General features: G+C 45.1%; 17 protein-coding genes. 7 read left to right on the forward strand and 10 right to left on the reverse strand.

Features of this window, described 5'->3' with window-relative positions; translation table 11 throughout:
• Positions 1-7 precede the first annotated feature (7 nt).
• From H3V12_RS07975 to H3V12_RS07990, 4 genes are all read right to left on the reverse strand, one after another.
• A complete protein-coding gene (locus H3V12_RS07975; RefSeq protein ID WP_198214241.1) occupies positions 8-415 on the reverse strand; it encodes a PTS sugar transporter subunit IIA in 408 nt (135 codons plus the stop codon).
• Positions 416-546: 131 nt separating this feature from the next.
• Entirely contained in the window at positions 547-1,038 is a 492-nt protein-coding gene (locus tag H3V12_RS07980; protein WP_198214242.1) for an HPr kinase/phosphatase C-terminal domain-containing protein, read from the reverse strand.
• A gap of 29 nt (positions 1,039-1,067) precedes the next feature.
• Entirely contained in the window at positions 1,068-2,855 is a 1,788-nt protein-coding gene (locus H3V12_RS07985) for a sensor histidine kinase (protein WP_198214243.1), read from the reverse strand.
• A 141-nt stretch (positions 2,856-2,996) separates the two neighbouring features.
• Positions 2,997-3,719, reverse strand: a complete 723-nt coding sequence (locus H3V12_RS07990) for a response regulator transcription factor (RefSeq protein WP_077969906.1) — start codon at positions 3,717-3,719, stop codon at positions 2,997-2,999.
• A 368-nt stretch (positions 3,720-4,087) separates the two neighbouring features.
• Here H3V12_RS07990 and H3V12_RS07995 point away from each other — a divergent pair, with 368 nt between their 5' ends.
• From H3V12_RS07995 to H3V12_RS08010, 4 genes are all read left to right on the forward strand, one after another.
• Positions 4,088-5,683 carry a phosphoenolpyruvate carboxykinase gene (locus H3V12_RS07995; RefSeq protein WP_198214244.1) on the forward strand — a complete coding sequence of 532 codons (1,596 nt, stop codon included), beginning with the start codon at positions 4,088-4,090 and terminating at the stop codon, positions 5,681-5,683.
• A 78-nt stretch (positions 5,684-5,761) separates the two neighbouring features.
• Positions 5,762-6,199 carry an alternative ribosome rescue aminoacyl-tRNA hydrolase ArfB gene (arfB, locus tag H3V12_RS08000; protein WP_198214245.1) on the forward strand — a complete coding sequence of 146 codons (438 nt, stop codon included), beginning with the start codon at positions 5,762-5,764 and terminating at the stop codon, positions 6,197-6,199.
• 118 nt (positions 6,200-6,317) lie between these two features.
• Positions 6,318-6,845 (forward strand): LysM and BON domain-containing protein, encoded by a 528-nt coding sequence (locus H3V12_RS08005; protein ID WP_198214246.1) that lies wholly within the window; start codon positions 6,318-6,320, stop codon positions 6,843-6,845.
• A 728-nt stretch (positions 6,846-7,573) separates the two neighbouring features.
• Positions 7,574-8,185 (forward strand): alpha-ketoglutarate-dependent dioxygenase AlkB, encoded by a 612-nt coding sequence (locus tag H3V12_RS08010; protein ID WP_198214354.1) that lies wholly within the window; start codon positions 7,574-7,576, stop codon positions 8,183-8,185.
• Between the two features lie 213 nt (positions 8,186-8,398).
• Here the strand turns inward: H3V12_RS08010 and H3V12_RS08015 are convergent, their stop codons facing one another.
• The 3 genes from H3V12_RS08015 to H3V12_RS08025 form a co-directional block, all read right to left on the reverse strand.
• Complete coding sequence (locus H3V12_RS08015) at positions 8,399-8,941, reverse strand: copper chaperone PCu(A)C (protein ID WP_198214247.1); 543 nt, start codon at positions 8,939-8,941, stop codon at positions 8,399-8,401.
• Positions 8,942-9,060: 119 nt separating this feature from the next.
• A complete protein-coding gene (locus H3V12_RS08020; protein ID WP_198214248.1) occupies positions 9,061-9,426 on the reverse strand; it encodes a hypothetical protein in 366 nt (121 codons plus the stop codon).
• A gap of 43 nt (positions 9,427-9,469) precedes the next feature.
• Positions 9,470-9,706, reverse strand: a complete 237-nt coding sequence (locus H3V12_RS08025; protein WP_075869935.1) for an Lrp/AsnC ligand binding domain-containing protein — start codon at positions 9,704-9,706, stop codon at positions 9,470-9,472.
• A 444-nt stretch (positions 9,707-10,150) separates the two neighbouring features.
• Between H3V12_RS08025 and H3V12_RS08030 the strand changes: the two genes are divergently transcribed.
• Positions 10,151-10,738, forward strand: coding sequence for a hypothetical protein (locus H3V12_RS08030; RefSeq protein ID WP_198214249.1), 588 nt, complete (start codon positions 10,151-10,153; stop codon positions 10,736-10,738).
• A gap of 138 nt (positions 10,739-10,876) precedes the next feature.
• On the opposite strand, the gene H3V12_RS08035 is transcribed toward H3V12_RS08030, so the two are convergent.
• Positions 10,877-11,287 carry a tellurite resistance TerB family protein gene (locus tag H3V12_RS08035; RefSeq protein ID WP_198214250.1) on the reverse strand — a complete coding sequence of 137 codons (411 nt, stop codon included), beginning with the start codon at positions 11,285-11,287 and terminating at the stop codon, positions 10,877-10,879.
• Positions 11,288-11,411: 124 nt separating this feature from the next.
• Between H3V12_RS08035 and H3V12_RS08040 the strand changes: the two genes are divergently transcribed.
• Positions 11,412-13,076 (forward strand): lysine--tRNA ligase, encoded by a 1,665-nt coding sequence (locus H3V12_RS08040; protein ID WP_198214251.1) that lies wholly within the window; start codon positions 11,412-11,414, stop codon positions 13,074-13,076.
• 247 nt (positions 13,077-13,323) lie between these two features.
• Positions 13,324-14,898 carry a peptide chain release factor 3 gene (locus H3V12_RS08045; protein ID WP_198214252.1) on the forward strand — a complete coding sequence of 525 codons (1,575 nt, stop codon included), beginning with the start codon at positions 13,324-13,326 and terminating at the stop codon, positions 14,896-14,898.
• A gap of 227 nt (positions 14,899-15,125) precedes the next feature.
• Here the strand turns inward: H3V12_RS08045 and H3V12_RS08050 are convergent, their stop codons facing one another.
• Positions 15,126-15,452, reverse strand: a complete 327-nt coding sequence (locus tag H3V12_RS08050) for a helix-turn-helix transcriptional regulator (RefSeq protein WP_198214253.1) — start codon at positions 15,450-15,452, stop codon at positions 15,126-15,128.
• Positions 15,453-16,087: 635 nt separating this feature from the next.
• The gene (gene trxA, locus H3V12_RS08055; protein ID WP_075869615.1) at positions 16,088-16,411 is read right to left on the reverse strand and encodes a thioredoxin; all 324 of its coding nucleotides are present in this window, start codon (positions 16,409-16,411) and stop codon (positions 16,088-16,090) included.
• Positions 16,412-16,435: the final 24 nt, after the last annotated feature.

A 16,435-nucleotide genomic window follows, 5' to 3' on the forward strand; every position in this document is an offset into this window, starting at 1 on the left:
AAGTTTTCTATTCATCCGATAACAGCATGCTTGGAACATTGATGTATTTACGCCCCGCATCCTGCGCGGCTTTCAAGGCATCGACCAGTTTGATATCATTTGATTGTCGCACGGATGTAAGCTTGATAAGCATTGGCAAATTGACGCCGGCGATCACTTCTGTTTTGCCTTCCTGCATAATTGAAATAGCAAGATTGGAAGGTGTGCCGCCAAACATGTCGGTAAGAATGATGACACCCTGTCCATCTTCGACCGAATTGACAGCTGCAACAATATCCTTACGACGTTGATCCATATCATCTTCAGGGCCAATACACACTGTGGCAAATTTTTCCTGAGGACCCACAACATGCTCCACCGCATGTAAAAACTCTTCAGCCAATCTGCCGTGCGTTACAAGCACGAGTCCGATCATTCAACAATGCTCCTGTCACCAGCGCCCCGGCCGTCTTGTTTCATGAAAATCAACAGTGAGTTTTGTATTCTGGCAGGTGAATTCATCTGTGCCAAGAAAAATCTTTGCCGGATATATAAAAATATTGTTTTTCAACATGATTTGAATTGGAAATTGCTTTCTTTCCAAGGTGTTTTTAGTGCCAATGCTTCAATTGCCTGACAAATTGTTAGGCTGTCAGCAGTATTCAAATCGGGAAGAATATAAAGCGGCAGTTCAATGCCACAATAAGTTATTTTATCATCCTCGGGATAACGTTTTGCCTCTTTCGATAGGCTAACAACAAAGTTGATTGCAACTTCGGGCTCGAACGCCATCCGGTATAGCCCCGCCCCCCTGATCTCGATGCCGCCGGAGAGTGTCTTCGGCACCCGCCCATAGAGCGTTCCCTGCTTTACGAATAATTCTGTATAGTCATCGCTGACAAGACAACCACGCTTGCCGCACCACGATGCACGTTCAACAAGTGCCAGAGTAAGCGCCGATTTACCGGAAGCCGATGCACCGGTGAGCAAAACACCCTTATTCCCGAGGATAAAACAATTTGCGTGAAGTGTGAGAGGGTATTCAGCGCTTTCAGACACAGCTTCTTCCTTGTTTTAAAAGCAAATTGCTATTTCTCGAGTGGCAGAACAATGATGAAACGGGCACCCAGTTTTTTATCCGGTTCTTTGTCGGAATAGATATTTTCTGCCGTCAAAGTACCATTATGGGCTTCAATAATCTGCCGGCTGATCGAAAGCCCGAGACCGGAATTTTTCCCGAACGATTCAGCACCTGGCCGATCGGTATAAAAACGTTCGAAAATCCGGTCTATCTTTTCGGCACGAATTCCCGGGCCGTTATCTTCCACTGTCAGGATAAGCTTGGAACCTTCCGCATGCATGGCTAATTTTATCTTCCCGTTTTCATGCGGAATGAAAGAACGGGCATTTTCAATCAGATTGGAGACGACTTGTCCGAGCCTCAAATCATGACCGGCAACAATATATTTTTTACCACCGCTGCGCGGTTTTATTTCGAGTTCGATTGTTGCCGAAATCTTGTTGCGACGAACCTCTCGCGAGGCTCTTACAATACTTTCAAGCATGGCAACCATGTCAACCTTGTCGGATGTCTCGCGCGCAAGTTCTGCGTCAAGGCGTGATGCATCGGAAATATCGGTAATGAGACGATCAAGACGGCGCACATCCTGCTGTATAATATCAAAGAGCCGTTCGCGCGCTTCATGCGTTTTGGCAAGAGGCAATGTTTCAACGGCACTTCTGAGCGAAGTTAGCGGATTTTTCAATTCATGGCTGACGTCGGCTGCAAATTGTTCAATCGCCTCGATACGAGTGTAGAGCGCATCGGTCATATCGCGGATTGATGTTGACAAATGCCCCACTTCATCTTGCCTATCCGAAAAATCAGGAATTTCGACACGCTTGTTGGTGCCATGACGGACACGGTCAGCCGCTGCCGACAATTTTCGCAAGGGATTAGCAATCGTATAAGCAAGAAACAGCGAGAGAACCAAAAGAACAGCCGCAACAACTGCGAAAACTTTGAAAATTGCAAGCCGTTCTGCTGTTACAATATTGTCGATATCGGATCCGGCTGTCGACAATAACAAAACACCGACCACAGAATGGTAACGCTGCACCGGAACAGCAACAGAAACAACCAGTTCGCCTTGCGAATTCCGCCTTTGTGCTGTTGCCAGAATTCCGTTCATGGCTTTGACAACTTCCGGATAGACCGCCCCGTTTCCACCCAACTGATCTTTATCAACAGCAATATCATTGCCGTAAATCGTGTTGGAGAGCCAGTTTCTGAACCGTTCGATAAAACCGGGCTTATCTTCGGCAATAGGAGGAAGATTGTAACTTAAAACCTGACCACTCGAATAGAGCACCATTGAATCAAGAAGCAGGTTGGCATCCCGGTCATAAATGCGGGCACGCGTTGTCTCCGGTGAAATGACATTGCGCAATAGCGGCGCAACACGTTCCGGATTAATCGGAAAATCCCAATTATCTGTCGATTCCGCTTTCGGCGTGATGCTTTCACCTGCCTGCAACTCCATAAGTTTTTCGGGATCAATCAGGATCGAATTGGTGTCAACCGTTGCCGAGGCGGCAATTGCACCGGCAATAATCTTGCCTTGTGTGCGTAACGATTCAATCTTGGCGTCAATCAAACCATCCCGAAACTGGTTGAGATACATAATACCGGCAACGAGCACACAAAGAGCTGCAAGGTTGAGAATAACGATACGGCGTGTCAGGCTTGAGAAAAGAAGCTGCTCGAACAGATAATGTCCGCGCCTGCGCAAACGCCCGAAACGGGTTGTCTTGCGAGAATGTTGCCCCTTTTTCGTCTTTTCCTCTGTGCCCGCTGTTGCTTCCTCGGAAACCATCCGGTCGCCCGCACCTTTCAGAACAAAACCATATGCCAGAACATATGGTTTTGCCGACTGTTAAAAACTGAACTATCCCGCACCCCACCAAATAACCGGCTTTGAAGAGCGGGATAATCGTTACTACACTTTATACCGGCTTTATACTTCGCGAAACCGATAGCCAACTCCGTAAAGAGTTTCAATCATTTCAAACTCGTTATCAACCTGCTTGAACTTTTTACGCAGCCTTTTGATATGGCTGTCAATGGTACGGTCATCAACATAGACCTGATCATCATAAGCAGCGTCCATCAGCGAATCACGACTTTTGACAACGCCGGGGCGCTGGGCAAGCGCTTGCAAAATAAGAAACTCGGTCACTGTCAGAATGACCGGTTCACCTTTCCATGTGCAGGTGTGGCGCTCCTGATCCATAACAAGATCGCCCCGTTCGATAGAGGTTGCGGCCTGCGCATTGGCTTTTACAGGTTCACCGCGCGCTGCTGCACGCCTTAGAACGGCCTTGACACGTTCAACAAGAAGGCGTTGTGAAAACGGCTTGGTAATAAAATCGTCAGCACCCATTTTCAAACCGAAAAGCTCGTCGATCTCGTCGTCCTTCGAGGTAAGAAAGATCACCGGCAAATCCGATTTCTGGCGTAAGCGCCGCAACAATTCCATGCCATCCATACGCGGCATCTTGATATCGAAGATAGCAAGATTGGGTGGACGCGCCATCAGGCCTTCAAGCGCCGAAGCACCATCCGTATAGGTCTCGACACGGTAGCCTTCCGATTCCAGGGCTATCGACACTGATGTCAGAATGTTGCGATCGTCATCGACAAGTGCAATTGTCTGTGTCGTGGTTGCAATATCTTTCATAGTTTTCCGACTCTTTCTCGCGGTTTTTATTTTTGGAACGTTTCTTTAAAACCTTCGAAACATCCACATTCGTTATTAAACATACATTTTCTTTATATGGGTGTTGCAAACACTTTTGCAAAACAAATATGGTACAAATTGTGGCAAAGCCTCGAAAGTCTTTGATTTACTGAGGAAAAACACCTTTTCCGCTTTTGGTTTTGTAAACGCCAAACAATGCTTGAAGTTTCATTAACTCAATTTTTAAAAAAATTAAATTTCTTTAAATCGATTAAATATTTGATATTTAATATGTTTTCTGATTTTAGGAGGAGACACTCACAATCGTGTGGGGCATTTTTGCTTCGAAAGGCAATAGCGGAGGTACTATGAAAGAGACTGGTATATTCAATCCAAAGGCTTCACTCAAAAGCTTCGGTTTTAAAGATCTGGGCAATGTTTATTATAATTTTAAACCGCCTTTTCTTTATGAAGAAGCAATTCGTCGCAATGAAGCGAAATTGACAGCCGAGGGAGCGCTTGTTGCCTATACAGGCCAATTTACGGGCCGTTCAGCAAAAGACAAGTTTATCGTTCGCACAAAAGAGACCGAACCCAATATCTGGTGGGACAACAACAAACCGATGAGTCAGGAACATTTCGACCAGTTGTTTGCCGATTTTGTCGAACATGCAAAAGGGCGCGACCTGTTTGTTGAAGATCTTATCGGTGGCGCAGATCATGAAAATTCCATCAGAGCGCGCGTTGCCTCAGAATATGCATGGCATGCCGTTTTCATCCGCAACCTCCTCATCCGTCCGGATGACAAAGCTCTGGAATCCTATGTTCCGCAGATGACCATTATCAATCTGCCGTCTTTCCGTGCCGATCCGAAGCGCCATGGAACACGCTCCGAGACAGTGATTGCTTGCGATCTTACCCGTCTTATTGTTCTGATTGGCGGTACATCCTATGCCGGTGAAATGAAAAAGTCGGTCTTCACCGCACTGAACTATATTTTGCCTGAAAAAGGCGTTATGCCGATGCACTCTTCAGCCAATGAAGGGCCAAAAGGCGATACCGCTGTTTTCTTCGGCCTTTCAGGAACCGGCAAGACAACACTTTCGGCCGATGCAAGCCGCACATTGATCGGCGATGACGAACACGGTTGGGGCAATGACGGCGTCTTCAATTTTGAAGGCGGTTGCTATGCCAAGGTCATCCGGCTCTCTGCCGAAGCGGAACCGGTTATCTATTCCACAACCCAACGTTTCGGTACTATTCTTGAAAACGTCGTCCTCGACAAAGACCGCGAGCCCGATTTCAATGACGGTTCTTTGACTGAAAATACCCGTGCCGCCTATCCGATCTATTTTGTCGATAATGCAAGTAAAACCGGTAAGGGTGGACAGCCGAAAAACATCATCATGCTGACTGCCGATGCTTTTGGCGTTATTCCGCCGATTGCCAAACTCACGCCGGCACAGGCCATGTACCACTTCCTGTCCGGCTATACAGCCAAGGTCGCAGGGACCGAAAAAGGCGTAACCGAACCGGAAGCAACGTTCTCGACCTGCTTTGGCGCACCGTTCATGCCGCGTCATCCTTCTGTCTATGGTAATTTGTTGCGCAAGAAAATTGCCGAACACCATGTTGATTGCTGGCTCATCAATACCGGTTGGACTGGTGGTCCTTACGGAGTTGGCAACCGTATGCCGATCAAGGCAACCCGCGCATTGCTGAACGCTGCATTGGACGGTTCGCTCAAAAATGTCGAATTCCGCAAGGATGAGAATTTCGGCTTTATGGTACCGAAGGCCGTTGCCGGAGTGGATTCGAAAATTCTTGATCCGCGTTCGACGTGGAAAGACAAAGCCGCCTATGACGAACAGGTCAAGAAACTTGCTGGCATGTTCATCAAAAACTTCGAGAAATTCATTCCGCATGTTGATGATGAAGTGAAAAACGCAGCCCCTAGGGCCTGAGTTCAAAAATAATTAAATGAAAGCCCGGTTCTTGTAACCGGGCTTTTTTATTGGCGCATCCACGTTATAATTGCAAAAATGGATAGCGAAAAAGGCGAACTTTTTATCAGTGCAAAAATCTGCATACGCGAAAGCGATATAGCGGAAAATTTTATTCGTGCTTCGGGACCTGGAGGGCAAAATGTCAACAAGGTTGCCACGGCTGTCCAATTACGCTTTTTCGCTTATCGGGCAGGCCTTCCCCACGATATATTCACCCGCCTCATAAAACTTGCCGGACAAAAAGCGACGAAAGACGGCGAAATTCTCATCGAAGCATCGCGTTTTCGTTTACAGGAAAAAAACCGGCAAGATGCGCGTGAAAGACTTGTTTCACTTGTCAAAAAAGCGGCTGAACCACCGCCGCCAAAACGACGGAAAACAAAACCGACCAAAGGGTCGATCGAACGAAGATTGAAAGCCAAAAACATTCGTTCAGAGGTGAAAAAGGCTCGTTCAAAAGTAACTCCGGATTGAAATTTAAATTCCTGCTCTATGTCTTTCATTGAAAGCCGGAACACGGGTTTCCCCTCTAACAATGTGCCGCTCCCTCTTCAAAAGGGCAAGACGCGCATTTTCTTGAAAGGAGAATGCAATGGGACTTTTTAATTTCGTAAAATCGGTTGGTGAAAAACTTGGGCTCGGGGAACAAGCCCCTGATGCACAAAGCATTAAAACAGCTTTGGATGGCCTTAATCTTGGAACAGAAAACGTTAAAGTCGCAGTCGAGAACGGCAAAGCAATTCTGACCGGCGCTGTCAAAGATCAGGCAACACTTGAAAAAGCCATTCTTGCCGTTGGCAACCTTCACAGCATTGAATCGGTCAATACCGATAATCTCAAAGTAGAGAATGGCCAAAAATCGGCAAGCAACCAAACGGCACAAGCGGGCACTTCGCAAACTCCCGCCGCCGCTCAACCTTCAAGTTCTCAATCAGCAGAACCGCATTTTTACGAAGTGAAAAAGGGTGACACTTTGTGGAAAATTGCCGAAGAAGTTTATGGCAAAGGTCATGGCGACAAAAACAAGATTATTTTCGAGGCAAATAAGCCGATGTTGAAATCGCCTGAAAAAATCTTCCCCGGTCAAAAGCTTCGCATTCCCGACCTTAATCAGGCTTGATTATTTTATTACACCGCACACCACACCCCACGCATCCCGAAAAGTGTGAAACGGTTTTCGGATAAGATGCGTGGGCACTCAAAAACTCATCCCGAAAAGTGTGAAACGGTTTTTGGATAAGATGCGTGGATACTCAAAACTTATCCCGAAAAGTGTGAAACGGTTTTCGGATAAGATGCGTGGGCACTCAAAAACCCATCCTGAAAAGCGTGGAACCATTTTCAGAAAACGAAGAGAGGGTAATCTTCCCCTACCCGACTAGTATGTGAATCTTGGCGCACAGGATAGCGGGATGCTCCAAGGAAAAGTGTGAAGCGGTTTTCAAAAAGCTATTGGGAAATCGCACACGTCTGAAAAATTGCCCTATACAGGCTTTAAAAAACAGTTCTCTCCCGAAAATTTCTTAAGGCCAATATCACCTTAATGAGCCGTGATGATAATTTGTTTTTTCCTACGCAATAGCCGGATTTGTTCTGTCATTTACCATATGAAATTTGCCTGACATGGCGAAAAAATAGCAGGCTTTCATCATGCGTATTTATTCAGCCATTATATCAATTTTACTATCCTCTGTTTGCTTATAAAAAAACGTTACAGGCAATGCGTTCGTTCGCTACTCACAGCTTCATGCGGTATTTTTAAAAGGGACCAGTTCGGCTTGAAGATCGGGCAAGGTGAATGATGCCCAGCATCTTGAAGAGCCGTCAGAGTCCGTTTATTTTCAAAGGATGGATTTTTACGGCTTTGATTATTTTCCGAACTATTTCAATCGCACCAATCAGGAAAATCTGGTTGGCGAGGTGAGAGAAATCGTCCGGCAAGCGCCATTATTTGTTCCCAGAATGCCAAAAACCGGAAAGCCGATGAGTGTTCGGCAAACCAATTGCGGAAAACTCGGCTGGGTCACCGACAAAGAGCGCGGCTATCGTTATCAGGAAACGCATCCTCAAACGCAAAAACCTTGGCCGGAAATTCCCCGACAACTCCTAGAATTATGGAAAAAATTATCCGGATTTGGCGCTCCGCCGGAAGCCTGCCTCATCAACTTTTATGCGCCGGATGCACGCATGGGAATGCATCAGGACAAGGATGAAGGTGAACTTGCCGCACCTGTCATCTCGATTTCTTTGGGAGATGCGTGTCTGTTTCGTGTCGGAACTCCTGTTAAAGGTGGGAAAACCCATTCATTACGGCTGAATAGCGGCGATGTCATCATGTTCGGCGGCGATATGCGGCTTGCATTTCATGGTGTTGACCGGATTTATCCTGAAACTTCTACACTTTTGAAAGTTCCCGGCCGTATCAATCTGACTTTGCGACGGATTACGCCTGTCGGATGAATTGGAAATATTGCCGGCAAAGCTTGCTTCCTGAAAGCGGTCATTTGCTTATCATGGAATAGCGTTTCACGTGAAAACTTCTCTTGGTAATGGCTTTAAATTGGCGATTACTTTTAAAAACCTGAATAAAAAACTTGTTCAACAAAAATGCGTGACGGATTTCCACCACGCATTTTATTTTTTCATAAAAACTTTAATTCTAAAAGCGGTCTTTTAATGATGTTGATGTTCTTCATGATTGGCAGGCATTGAATCCGGTGCCTGTGCACCAATACCCGAAACAGTAAAGACCACATCGACAGTGCCGGCTTTTTCAAAAACCATTTTTGCCTTGAACTCGTCACCCTTGTTCAAGGTTTTGTCGAGATCCATAAACATGACGTGGAAGCTGCCAGGTTTGAATTCGATTGTTCCACCGGCTGGAATGACCACGCCATCTGCCTGATGACGCATCTTCATGACACCGTCAGCCATTTCCATTGAATGGATTTGCGCTTTGTCGGACAATTCTGATGAGAGAGACACCAGCCTATCGGCTTCTTTCCCATGATTGACAATGGTAAAGAAACCACCGGCAACTTTTGCCCCATTCGGGGTTGCGCGTGCCCAAACATTGGTAATTTCGATATCACCAATTTTATACTCGTTGGCAAAAGCACTACCGAGCGAAAAGGTTAGAAACAAACAGGCAAAAGCTGCCAGAACAGCAAAGCTTGTCCTGATCAAATTCGAGAATTTTTGAAAAGCGTAAGACATATATAACTCCTGATATTTAAAACATAAATTCGTGTTGAAGATGCTTATGATCATTTGCCGAATATCTTTGCTTAACCGGATGAACGGAATTGGAAATTGGCAAGTGATGGTAAATTGGCTCAGGAAATTATATGGGGCGGAGAACGTGCATCATAAACAAATGATGGCCGCTCGCAGGGTAGCAATAAAACCCGAATGACAGCCATCGCCTCGCTTGAACACTCGGATATTTTAAGAACAATATCTACCGGCGTCGATATTTGAAGGGCCGCAGAAAGGATACACCCGCCAATGCAACAAGCGGGGACAGGGAAATGACCTTGGGCTGAACGATCTTTTCCGGCTGGGGAGGCGCAAATAAAGCCGCCGTAAGCATCGCGTACAGCATATTCACCAAGCGCACCGGCTTTTGCCATGACAACTGATTGAATTGTCATCACGGCAACGAGCACAAATATAAAAAATTGATGCTTTATCGACTGCATCAGCTGACCCGGTGTTCCCTCGCCATTTTTGTGTTTAAGAGGTCTAGAACGCAGTAAAAGTGAGCGTTGTCAAAGACCGGGTGATACCGGGTATATCAAGAATATTGTCATTGATGAATTTACCGATATCCTTGCCTTCTTCGATGTAGATTTTTGCCAGAAGCTCGAATTCACCGCTTGTGGAATAGAGTTCCGAAACAATCTCGCGCTCATAAAGTATGTCGGCAACATCGTAAGCTGTACCCGGTGCACACTGCAACTGGATAAATATTGGCTTCATGTTCATTCTCCTTTAGCCAAACAAACACATGAAATCGAGAAGAAATCAACATAGTTTCTTCGTTCGAGAGATGAAAACATGTTCATCGAGCGTCTCGCGCTGGAAAATACGTCTGTAGGCACGTCAATTTACGATAGGATAATTTATTAAACGATTTCGTCCGGATTTTATTGGGTTAGATTAAAAAAATAAATATTTTTACTTTTAAAAGTAAACACAAATTCCGATATTCAATTTAAAGTTTAAAATTTTATTTTAATAGTGAGATCAAGCCCAACGAATTAATAATTCACGACTAAACATATTTTATATAAATATTATTATGTTAACGGATTTTGAATTCGCTATTCGTAATTTATATTGAATATTAATATTTAAAAGCAATTGCACCTATTTCCATAATCGTTTATTCTTGGGCTTTCCAATGCCGGATAGGGAATTGCCATGATACCACCCATTCCTGTGCAACTTTATGTCACGGTAGCAGCAGCTACAGAGCTGACCAACCGTCGTGCAAAAAATCTTGATGGTGATTCAAGTTCCGATACTCTTGCAGAAACATTCAATGCTGTAACACCGAGCACCTCTTCACAGGCAGAAAATGGTGCACGTCAAGTTGCCAATCGATTCAAACCTTTGGATAACCAGAAAAGTACTGAAGAGATCGAGGATGAAGAAGAAAAGCTTCTCTATGTTCTTTCCGAAAAATTCGGCCTTGAAAAACCGCATGGTTTGCCAATTCAGGAAGCTGCAGCCTATTTGAAAGAAATTCTCTATTCTCCCCGAAATAGTTATGATCTTCGGGCCGTTGAAAAAGACCTCGGATTTGACCTTATCGGTATTTCATTGAAAGATTTTCTTGATGCTATGATTGATAGCGACAGCGATGCGGCCGCACGTGTAAGCACTGCTTTTAAAGCCTTTCTCGACTCGCAAGAAAAAGAGTTCAAGCAAACGCATTTGAGTGATGACCTCACCGCCAATCCGGAAGATGATCAGGATCCGGGAATATATTCACCATTCAGGAAATGATATTTGGTAATCGACTGAAATAAATAAATCGAAAAGCCGATTTCGAGAGTTCGGATTTAAATTAGGCCAATATTAGCAGGAATGAATTTTAGCGAACTCTCGGGGTGTGCAGTTCTTTTTTGTCTCGACTATGTTTTTTCAAGCTTTTCTGAACCGGATACGTGCCGAACGTTCAATTGCCGCGACAGTCAAATCCTCAAGCTCGAACTGCTCGCGTAAAATTTGTAAGAACATCAATTCTTCCTGCCTGACATCAAGATCGCTTGCTGCAACTTCAACGGCGAGAGCATAAGCAGTATCCCGAAGCTTTGGCGAAAGTGCCTTGCCGGTCACTTCAATTATTTGTTCAATTCCATCTTCATGAGCGAGATAAGAACAACATTTTGCAGCCAATTGATCAAGCCGCTTCCGGTCGAACCCTTTAAAAACCGGCAAACGCGCAACAATTTCGCTAATCAATTTCAATTCATCGTCGCTCGCCGCTGCGTCCGCCGCAGAGGTTGTTACCATGATATATATCAACGCTTCTTGTGCTGTCAGTTTTTCCATAAGTTCCTCTCTTTTTTACTCTCTTCGTTTACGGTTTTTTCCGGTTTTTTTCTTACAATGATTGACGAAAAGCTGTTTGAGCCATAGAGCTTTCTTAAACGATTCAAATTCAGGATAAAACCCCATGGCAACAGACAATTTCGTGGCAGAAAATCTTAATCAGGATGTCATTGATGCAGCAGCCGAATCCAGAGCATGGCCTTTCGAAGAAGCGCGCAAGATTGTCAAACGTTACGAAAAAAAAGGTTACCCTGATACGGTGATGTTCGAGACGGGCTATGGGCCGTCCGGTTTGCCGCATATCGGAACTTTCGGTGAAGTTGCGCGCACAACAATGGTGCGCCACGCTTTTCATGTGTTGACGGAAAACAAAGTCAAAACCAAATTGTTATGTTTTTCCGACGATATGGACGGATTGCGCAAAGTGCCGGAAAATGTCCCCAATCGTGCATTGATGGAGACTTATCTCGGAAAACCTTTAACGCGGGTGCCCGACCCGTTTACGAAAGATTATCCCTCTTTTGGCGCTGCCAATAATGCGCGGCTTCGCGCTTTTCTTGACCGTTTCGGCTTCAATTACGAATTTGCCAGCGCGACCGATTATTATACTTCGGGACGTTTCGATGAAACGCTCCTTAAAATGCTTGCCAATTACGATAAGATCATGGCTGTCATTGTTCCCACATTGGGTGAAGAACGGCGCGCGACCTATTCGCCATTCTTGCCGATTTCTCCTGTCTCGGGTAAAGTTTTGCAAGTTGCGATGATTGCCCATGATGCCAAAAAGGGCACTGTTACCTATATAGAGCCGGAAACCGGTGAAAAAATTGAAACCGAAGTTACCGGTGGCAAGGTCAAATGCCAATGGAAAGCCGATTGGGCCATGCGCTGGACGGCTTTGGGCATCGACTATGAAATGGCTGGCAAAGATCTGATTGATTCTGTGGCTTTGTCTTCAAAAATTTGTCGTATCCTTGGCGGGACACCGCCGGAAGGCTTCAATTACGAGCTGTTTCTGGATGACAAAGGACAAAAGATTTCAAAATCGAAAGGTAATGGCCTGACAATTGACGAATGGCTCACCTATGCGCCCACGTCAAGCCTTGGCCTTTACATGTATCAGAAACCGAAAACTGCCAAGCGGCTTTATTTCGATGTGATACCGAAAGCTGTTGACGAATATTACAGTTTTCTTTCAGCCTATCCAAAACAAAGCTGGAAAGACCGGCTCAACAATCCTGTCTGGCATATGCATAATGGCAATCCGCCCAAAGTGGATTTACCGGTGCCTTTTGCCATGTTGCTCAATCTGGTCAGTGCCTCGAATGCCGAGAATGCCGATGTCTTATGGGGCTTTATTTCGCGTTATGCCAAGGGTGCAACACCGGAAAACCAGCCGGAACTTGACAGTCTTGTCGGTTTTGCCATCCGCTATTTCAATGATTTCGTCAAACCGACGAAAAAATTCCGTGCACCAGATGCTGTCGAGCGCGAAACTTTGGAAAAAATTGACCAAACTCTTGCACACTTGCCAGAAGATGCTGATGCCCACACAATTCAAAATGCACTTCTCGACATTGGCCGTGTGACAGAACGTTATCAGGACCACAACAAAAAAAGCCCTGATGGGGGCCCCGGTGTTTCTGTTTCATTTTTCCAAATGCTTTATGAAGTTCTGATTGGTCAGGAACGGGGACCGCGTTTCGGCTCTTTCATTGCCCTTTATGGCATTAATGAAACGCGGGCCTTGATTGCCGATGCGCTCGCCGGAAAACTTGTCAACGAATAAACGAGGTCGAAACTCATCTTAAAAAAGGGGCTTTTCACCCCTTTCAAGATGATTTTGAAACAATCCGGTACAATTCTTGAAGACGAGCTTTAAACTTGCCGCCAATTTATTGAAAATTTTCAGATAGAGGACACAAATTCCTCACTCTTTTTTAAAAAAAGAGGTAAAAGAAGCGGAATTTTATTATCGACCGGCCGGTTATAAAAATAAACGGGTCGCACGGATAACGAAGTAACAGGAGTAAGTTATGAACGAGGCACAAGAGGTCGCGCGGCGCCGCACATTTGCTATTATCGCGCACCCTGATGCCGGTAAGACAACCTTGACCGAAAAATTGTTACTGTTCGGCGGTGCCATCCAGCTTGCAGGTGAAGTCAAGGCCAAGAAAGACCGCATCCAGACCCGTTCCGACTGGATGAAAATCGAACGCGAACGCGGTATTTCGGTTGTCACCTCGGTTATGACGTTCGAATATGAAGATCATATATTCAATTTGCTTGATACACCCGGCCACGAAGACTTTGCCGATGATACCTACCGCACACTGACGGCTGTCGATAGCGCTGTCATGGTTCTTGACGGAGCGCGCGGCATCGAGCCCAGAACCTTAAAACTATTCGAAGTCTGCCGCATGCGCGACATTCCGATTGTGACATTCGTCAACAAAATGGATAGGGAGGCACTCGACCCATTAGAGATACTGGACGAGATAGAAGACAAGCTTGCGCTTGATACTGCCCCTGTTACATGGCCTATCGGCTCGGGCAAAAATTTTGCCGGCAGTTTTGACCTTCATCACAATCTTGTTCGCCAGAAAGACGAAGAAAAAACCCCGCGCCCTGTCAAAGGGCCTGAAGAAGCAGCCCTATTATTGCCGGAACATGACCGTGCCGCTTTTGTCGAAGGCGTTGTTCTTGCGCGTGACGCATGTAAAAAATTTGACCTGAAATCGTTCCGCGAAGGCCAAATGACACCAGTCTATTTCGGTTCGGCACTGAAAAACTATGGCGTGCGCGATCTTATCGACGCTCTTGTCGCCTATGGGCCAAGTCCACGTGCGCAGGTTGCAGATACGCGTATTGTCGAGGCGACAGAACCGAAAATGACCGGTTTTGTTTTCAAAATACAAGCCAATATGGATCCCAACCACCGCGATCGCATTGCATTTTTGCGCGTTTGTTCGGGAATTCTATCCCGCGGCATGAAAGCAAAGCTCGTGCGCACCGGAAAAACTATGACGTTATCAACGCCGCAATTTTTCTTTGCCCGCTCCCGCCAGATTGCCGACGAAGCCTATGCCGGTGACGTTGTGGGAATTCCAAACCACGGAACATTACGTATTGGCGATACGCTGACAGAAGGCGAAGACATTCTTTTCAAAGGTGTTCCGAATTTTGCTCCGGAAATTTTGCGTCGTGTTCGTCTTGGCGACCCAATGAAGGCAAAGAAGCTTAAAGAAGCTTTGCAACAAATGGCCGAAGAAGGTGTTGTGCAACTCTTTATGCCTGACGATGGTTCGCCGTCGATTGTCGGTGTGATCGGTGCTTTGCAAATTGATGTGCTGACGGAACGGCTGAAAGTGGAATATTCTCTTCCTGTCGGTTTTGAACCGGCGCGCTTTACTGTATGCCGCTGGATTTCGGCTGATAACAAAGAAGATCTCGAGAAATTTATTGCTACACACCGTGATGCTATCGCATCCGATCTCGACGGCGATCCGGTATTTCTCGCAGAAAACAATTTTTCGCTCAATTACGAAGCGGAGCGGTCACCGAAAATCAAATTCGCAACAATTAAAGACTACCAGATACGCAGCAAATAAATCTTTATAAATGCATAAATGCGAAGTTCTTTATAGCGGAAATGATCTCAGGCGATTTTATTTGATATCCGGTAAATTGTGTTATTGAAATATAAATGGGGCAGCGAGATTTCTGTTCTCATGCCATCGGGAGTTTCGCTTACCCGTTAGTGAACGCCCCCTTCCGCAAAAATCGAATAATGTCAATCGAACGGAATGATTGGCATTGCCAGCCTTATATTGACAAATCAGCGCCGATTGCAGTTTTTCACTGCTCTTATAAATTCTTCAAAATTGATATCCAGAAAGTCCAGAAGTGTCATTAGCCTCGAAACGGCAATGCGATCTGCTCCTTTTTCATATTTTTGAATCTGCTGCGGTGTGATACCCGCGACGGCTGCCAATTCTGTTTGAGTTACGCCGTTTTTTTTACGAAATTGGCGTAACAACCCGCCTATTTTCTGGTCACTTTGGGTTTCATTAAATTTCAATGTTCGAATATTTTCTGAGGAAATGTTACCGCCATTTTCCATATGATTCACCATCAACTCATCCCAATAAAAATTTTCTTTCAATTTCCTGTTTCGTGCAATCACGCGCAAGTTCTATAAAAAGCATTGCCGAAACGATATCTTTTTGGAAAAGCTCCCCCGAACGATCAACTCCTGATATTGATCACCATTTTCTATGTCCCATTGGGCCAAGCCCGCTTTTTACCCGCGCAACGCTGTTGGTCGTGGCAGACTGAATCGGACTTAGCCAATACCACATATTCTAAAATTGAGAAATAATATATTCATTTTAAAATTATATAAATCAAATATGTTTGATCCGATCATTTAATCTGCACTATTCAGAATAAAGAAAAACCGGACAAATTATCCCGATATTGATGAGTTAAGAAAGAAGGAAATGTTAAAACATCTTTCATCCCATCCGGTGCTGTGAAAATGAACAACGTTAAAACGCATTCGGGGAAAAACTTTTCCACCAGTTCCGATATCAAGCGTTTCCGGTTCCGGTACTAATCTTTTTTGACTTGTTTTATTGTCAATCCCGATAATTTTTGATGGAAAGCAAGCTCGACTTTGCTTGATAAAAATGGATAAACTACAGGCAATTGCGCGTCGAATAACGCGTCTTTTTGAAGATATAAAAAACGGCACCAACTGAATTGGATGCCGTTTTCAATAAAATAAATTTTACAGAGTTATTTTACGCCGTCCTTGATCCAGTCTGACAAGCGGCTTTTCGGAGCAGCGCCGACCATATTGGAGACAATTTCCCCATTATTGAACAACAACAATGTCGGAATTGAACGGACGCCGAATTGCGTTGCAAGTTCGGGATTTTCATCAATATTGATTTTGGCGACCTTGACCTTACCCTGTAATTCGGTAGCAATTTCTTCGAGCGAGGGCGCTATCATTTTACACGGACCGCACCATTCTGCCCAGAAGTCTACAACAACAGGTTCTGCCGACTTTAGCACGTCATTTTCAAAATTGCTTGTATCGACTTTTACAGTGCTCATTGATCTTTCCTTTGTGATTCCAAT

Origin of the sequence: Bartonella sp. W8167 (assembly GCF_016100335.1) — a bacterium.
Taxonomy (GTDB): domain Bacteria; phylum Pseudomonadota; class Alphaproteobacteria; order Rhizobiales; family Rhizobiaceae; genus Bartonella; species Bartonella apis.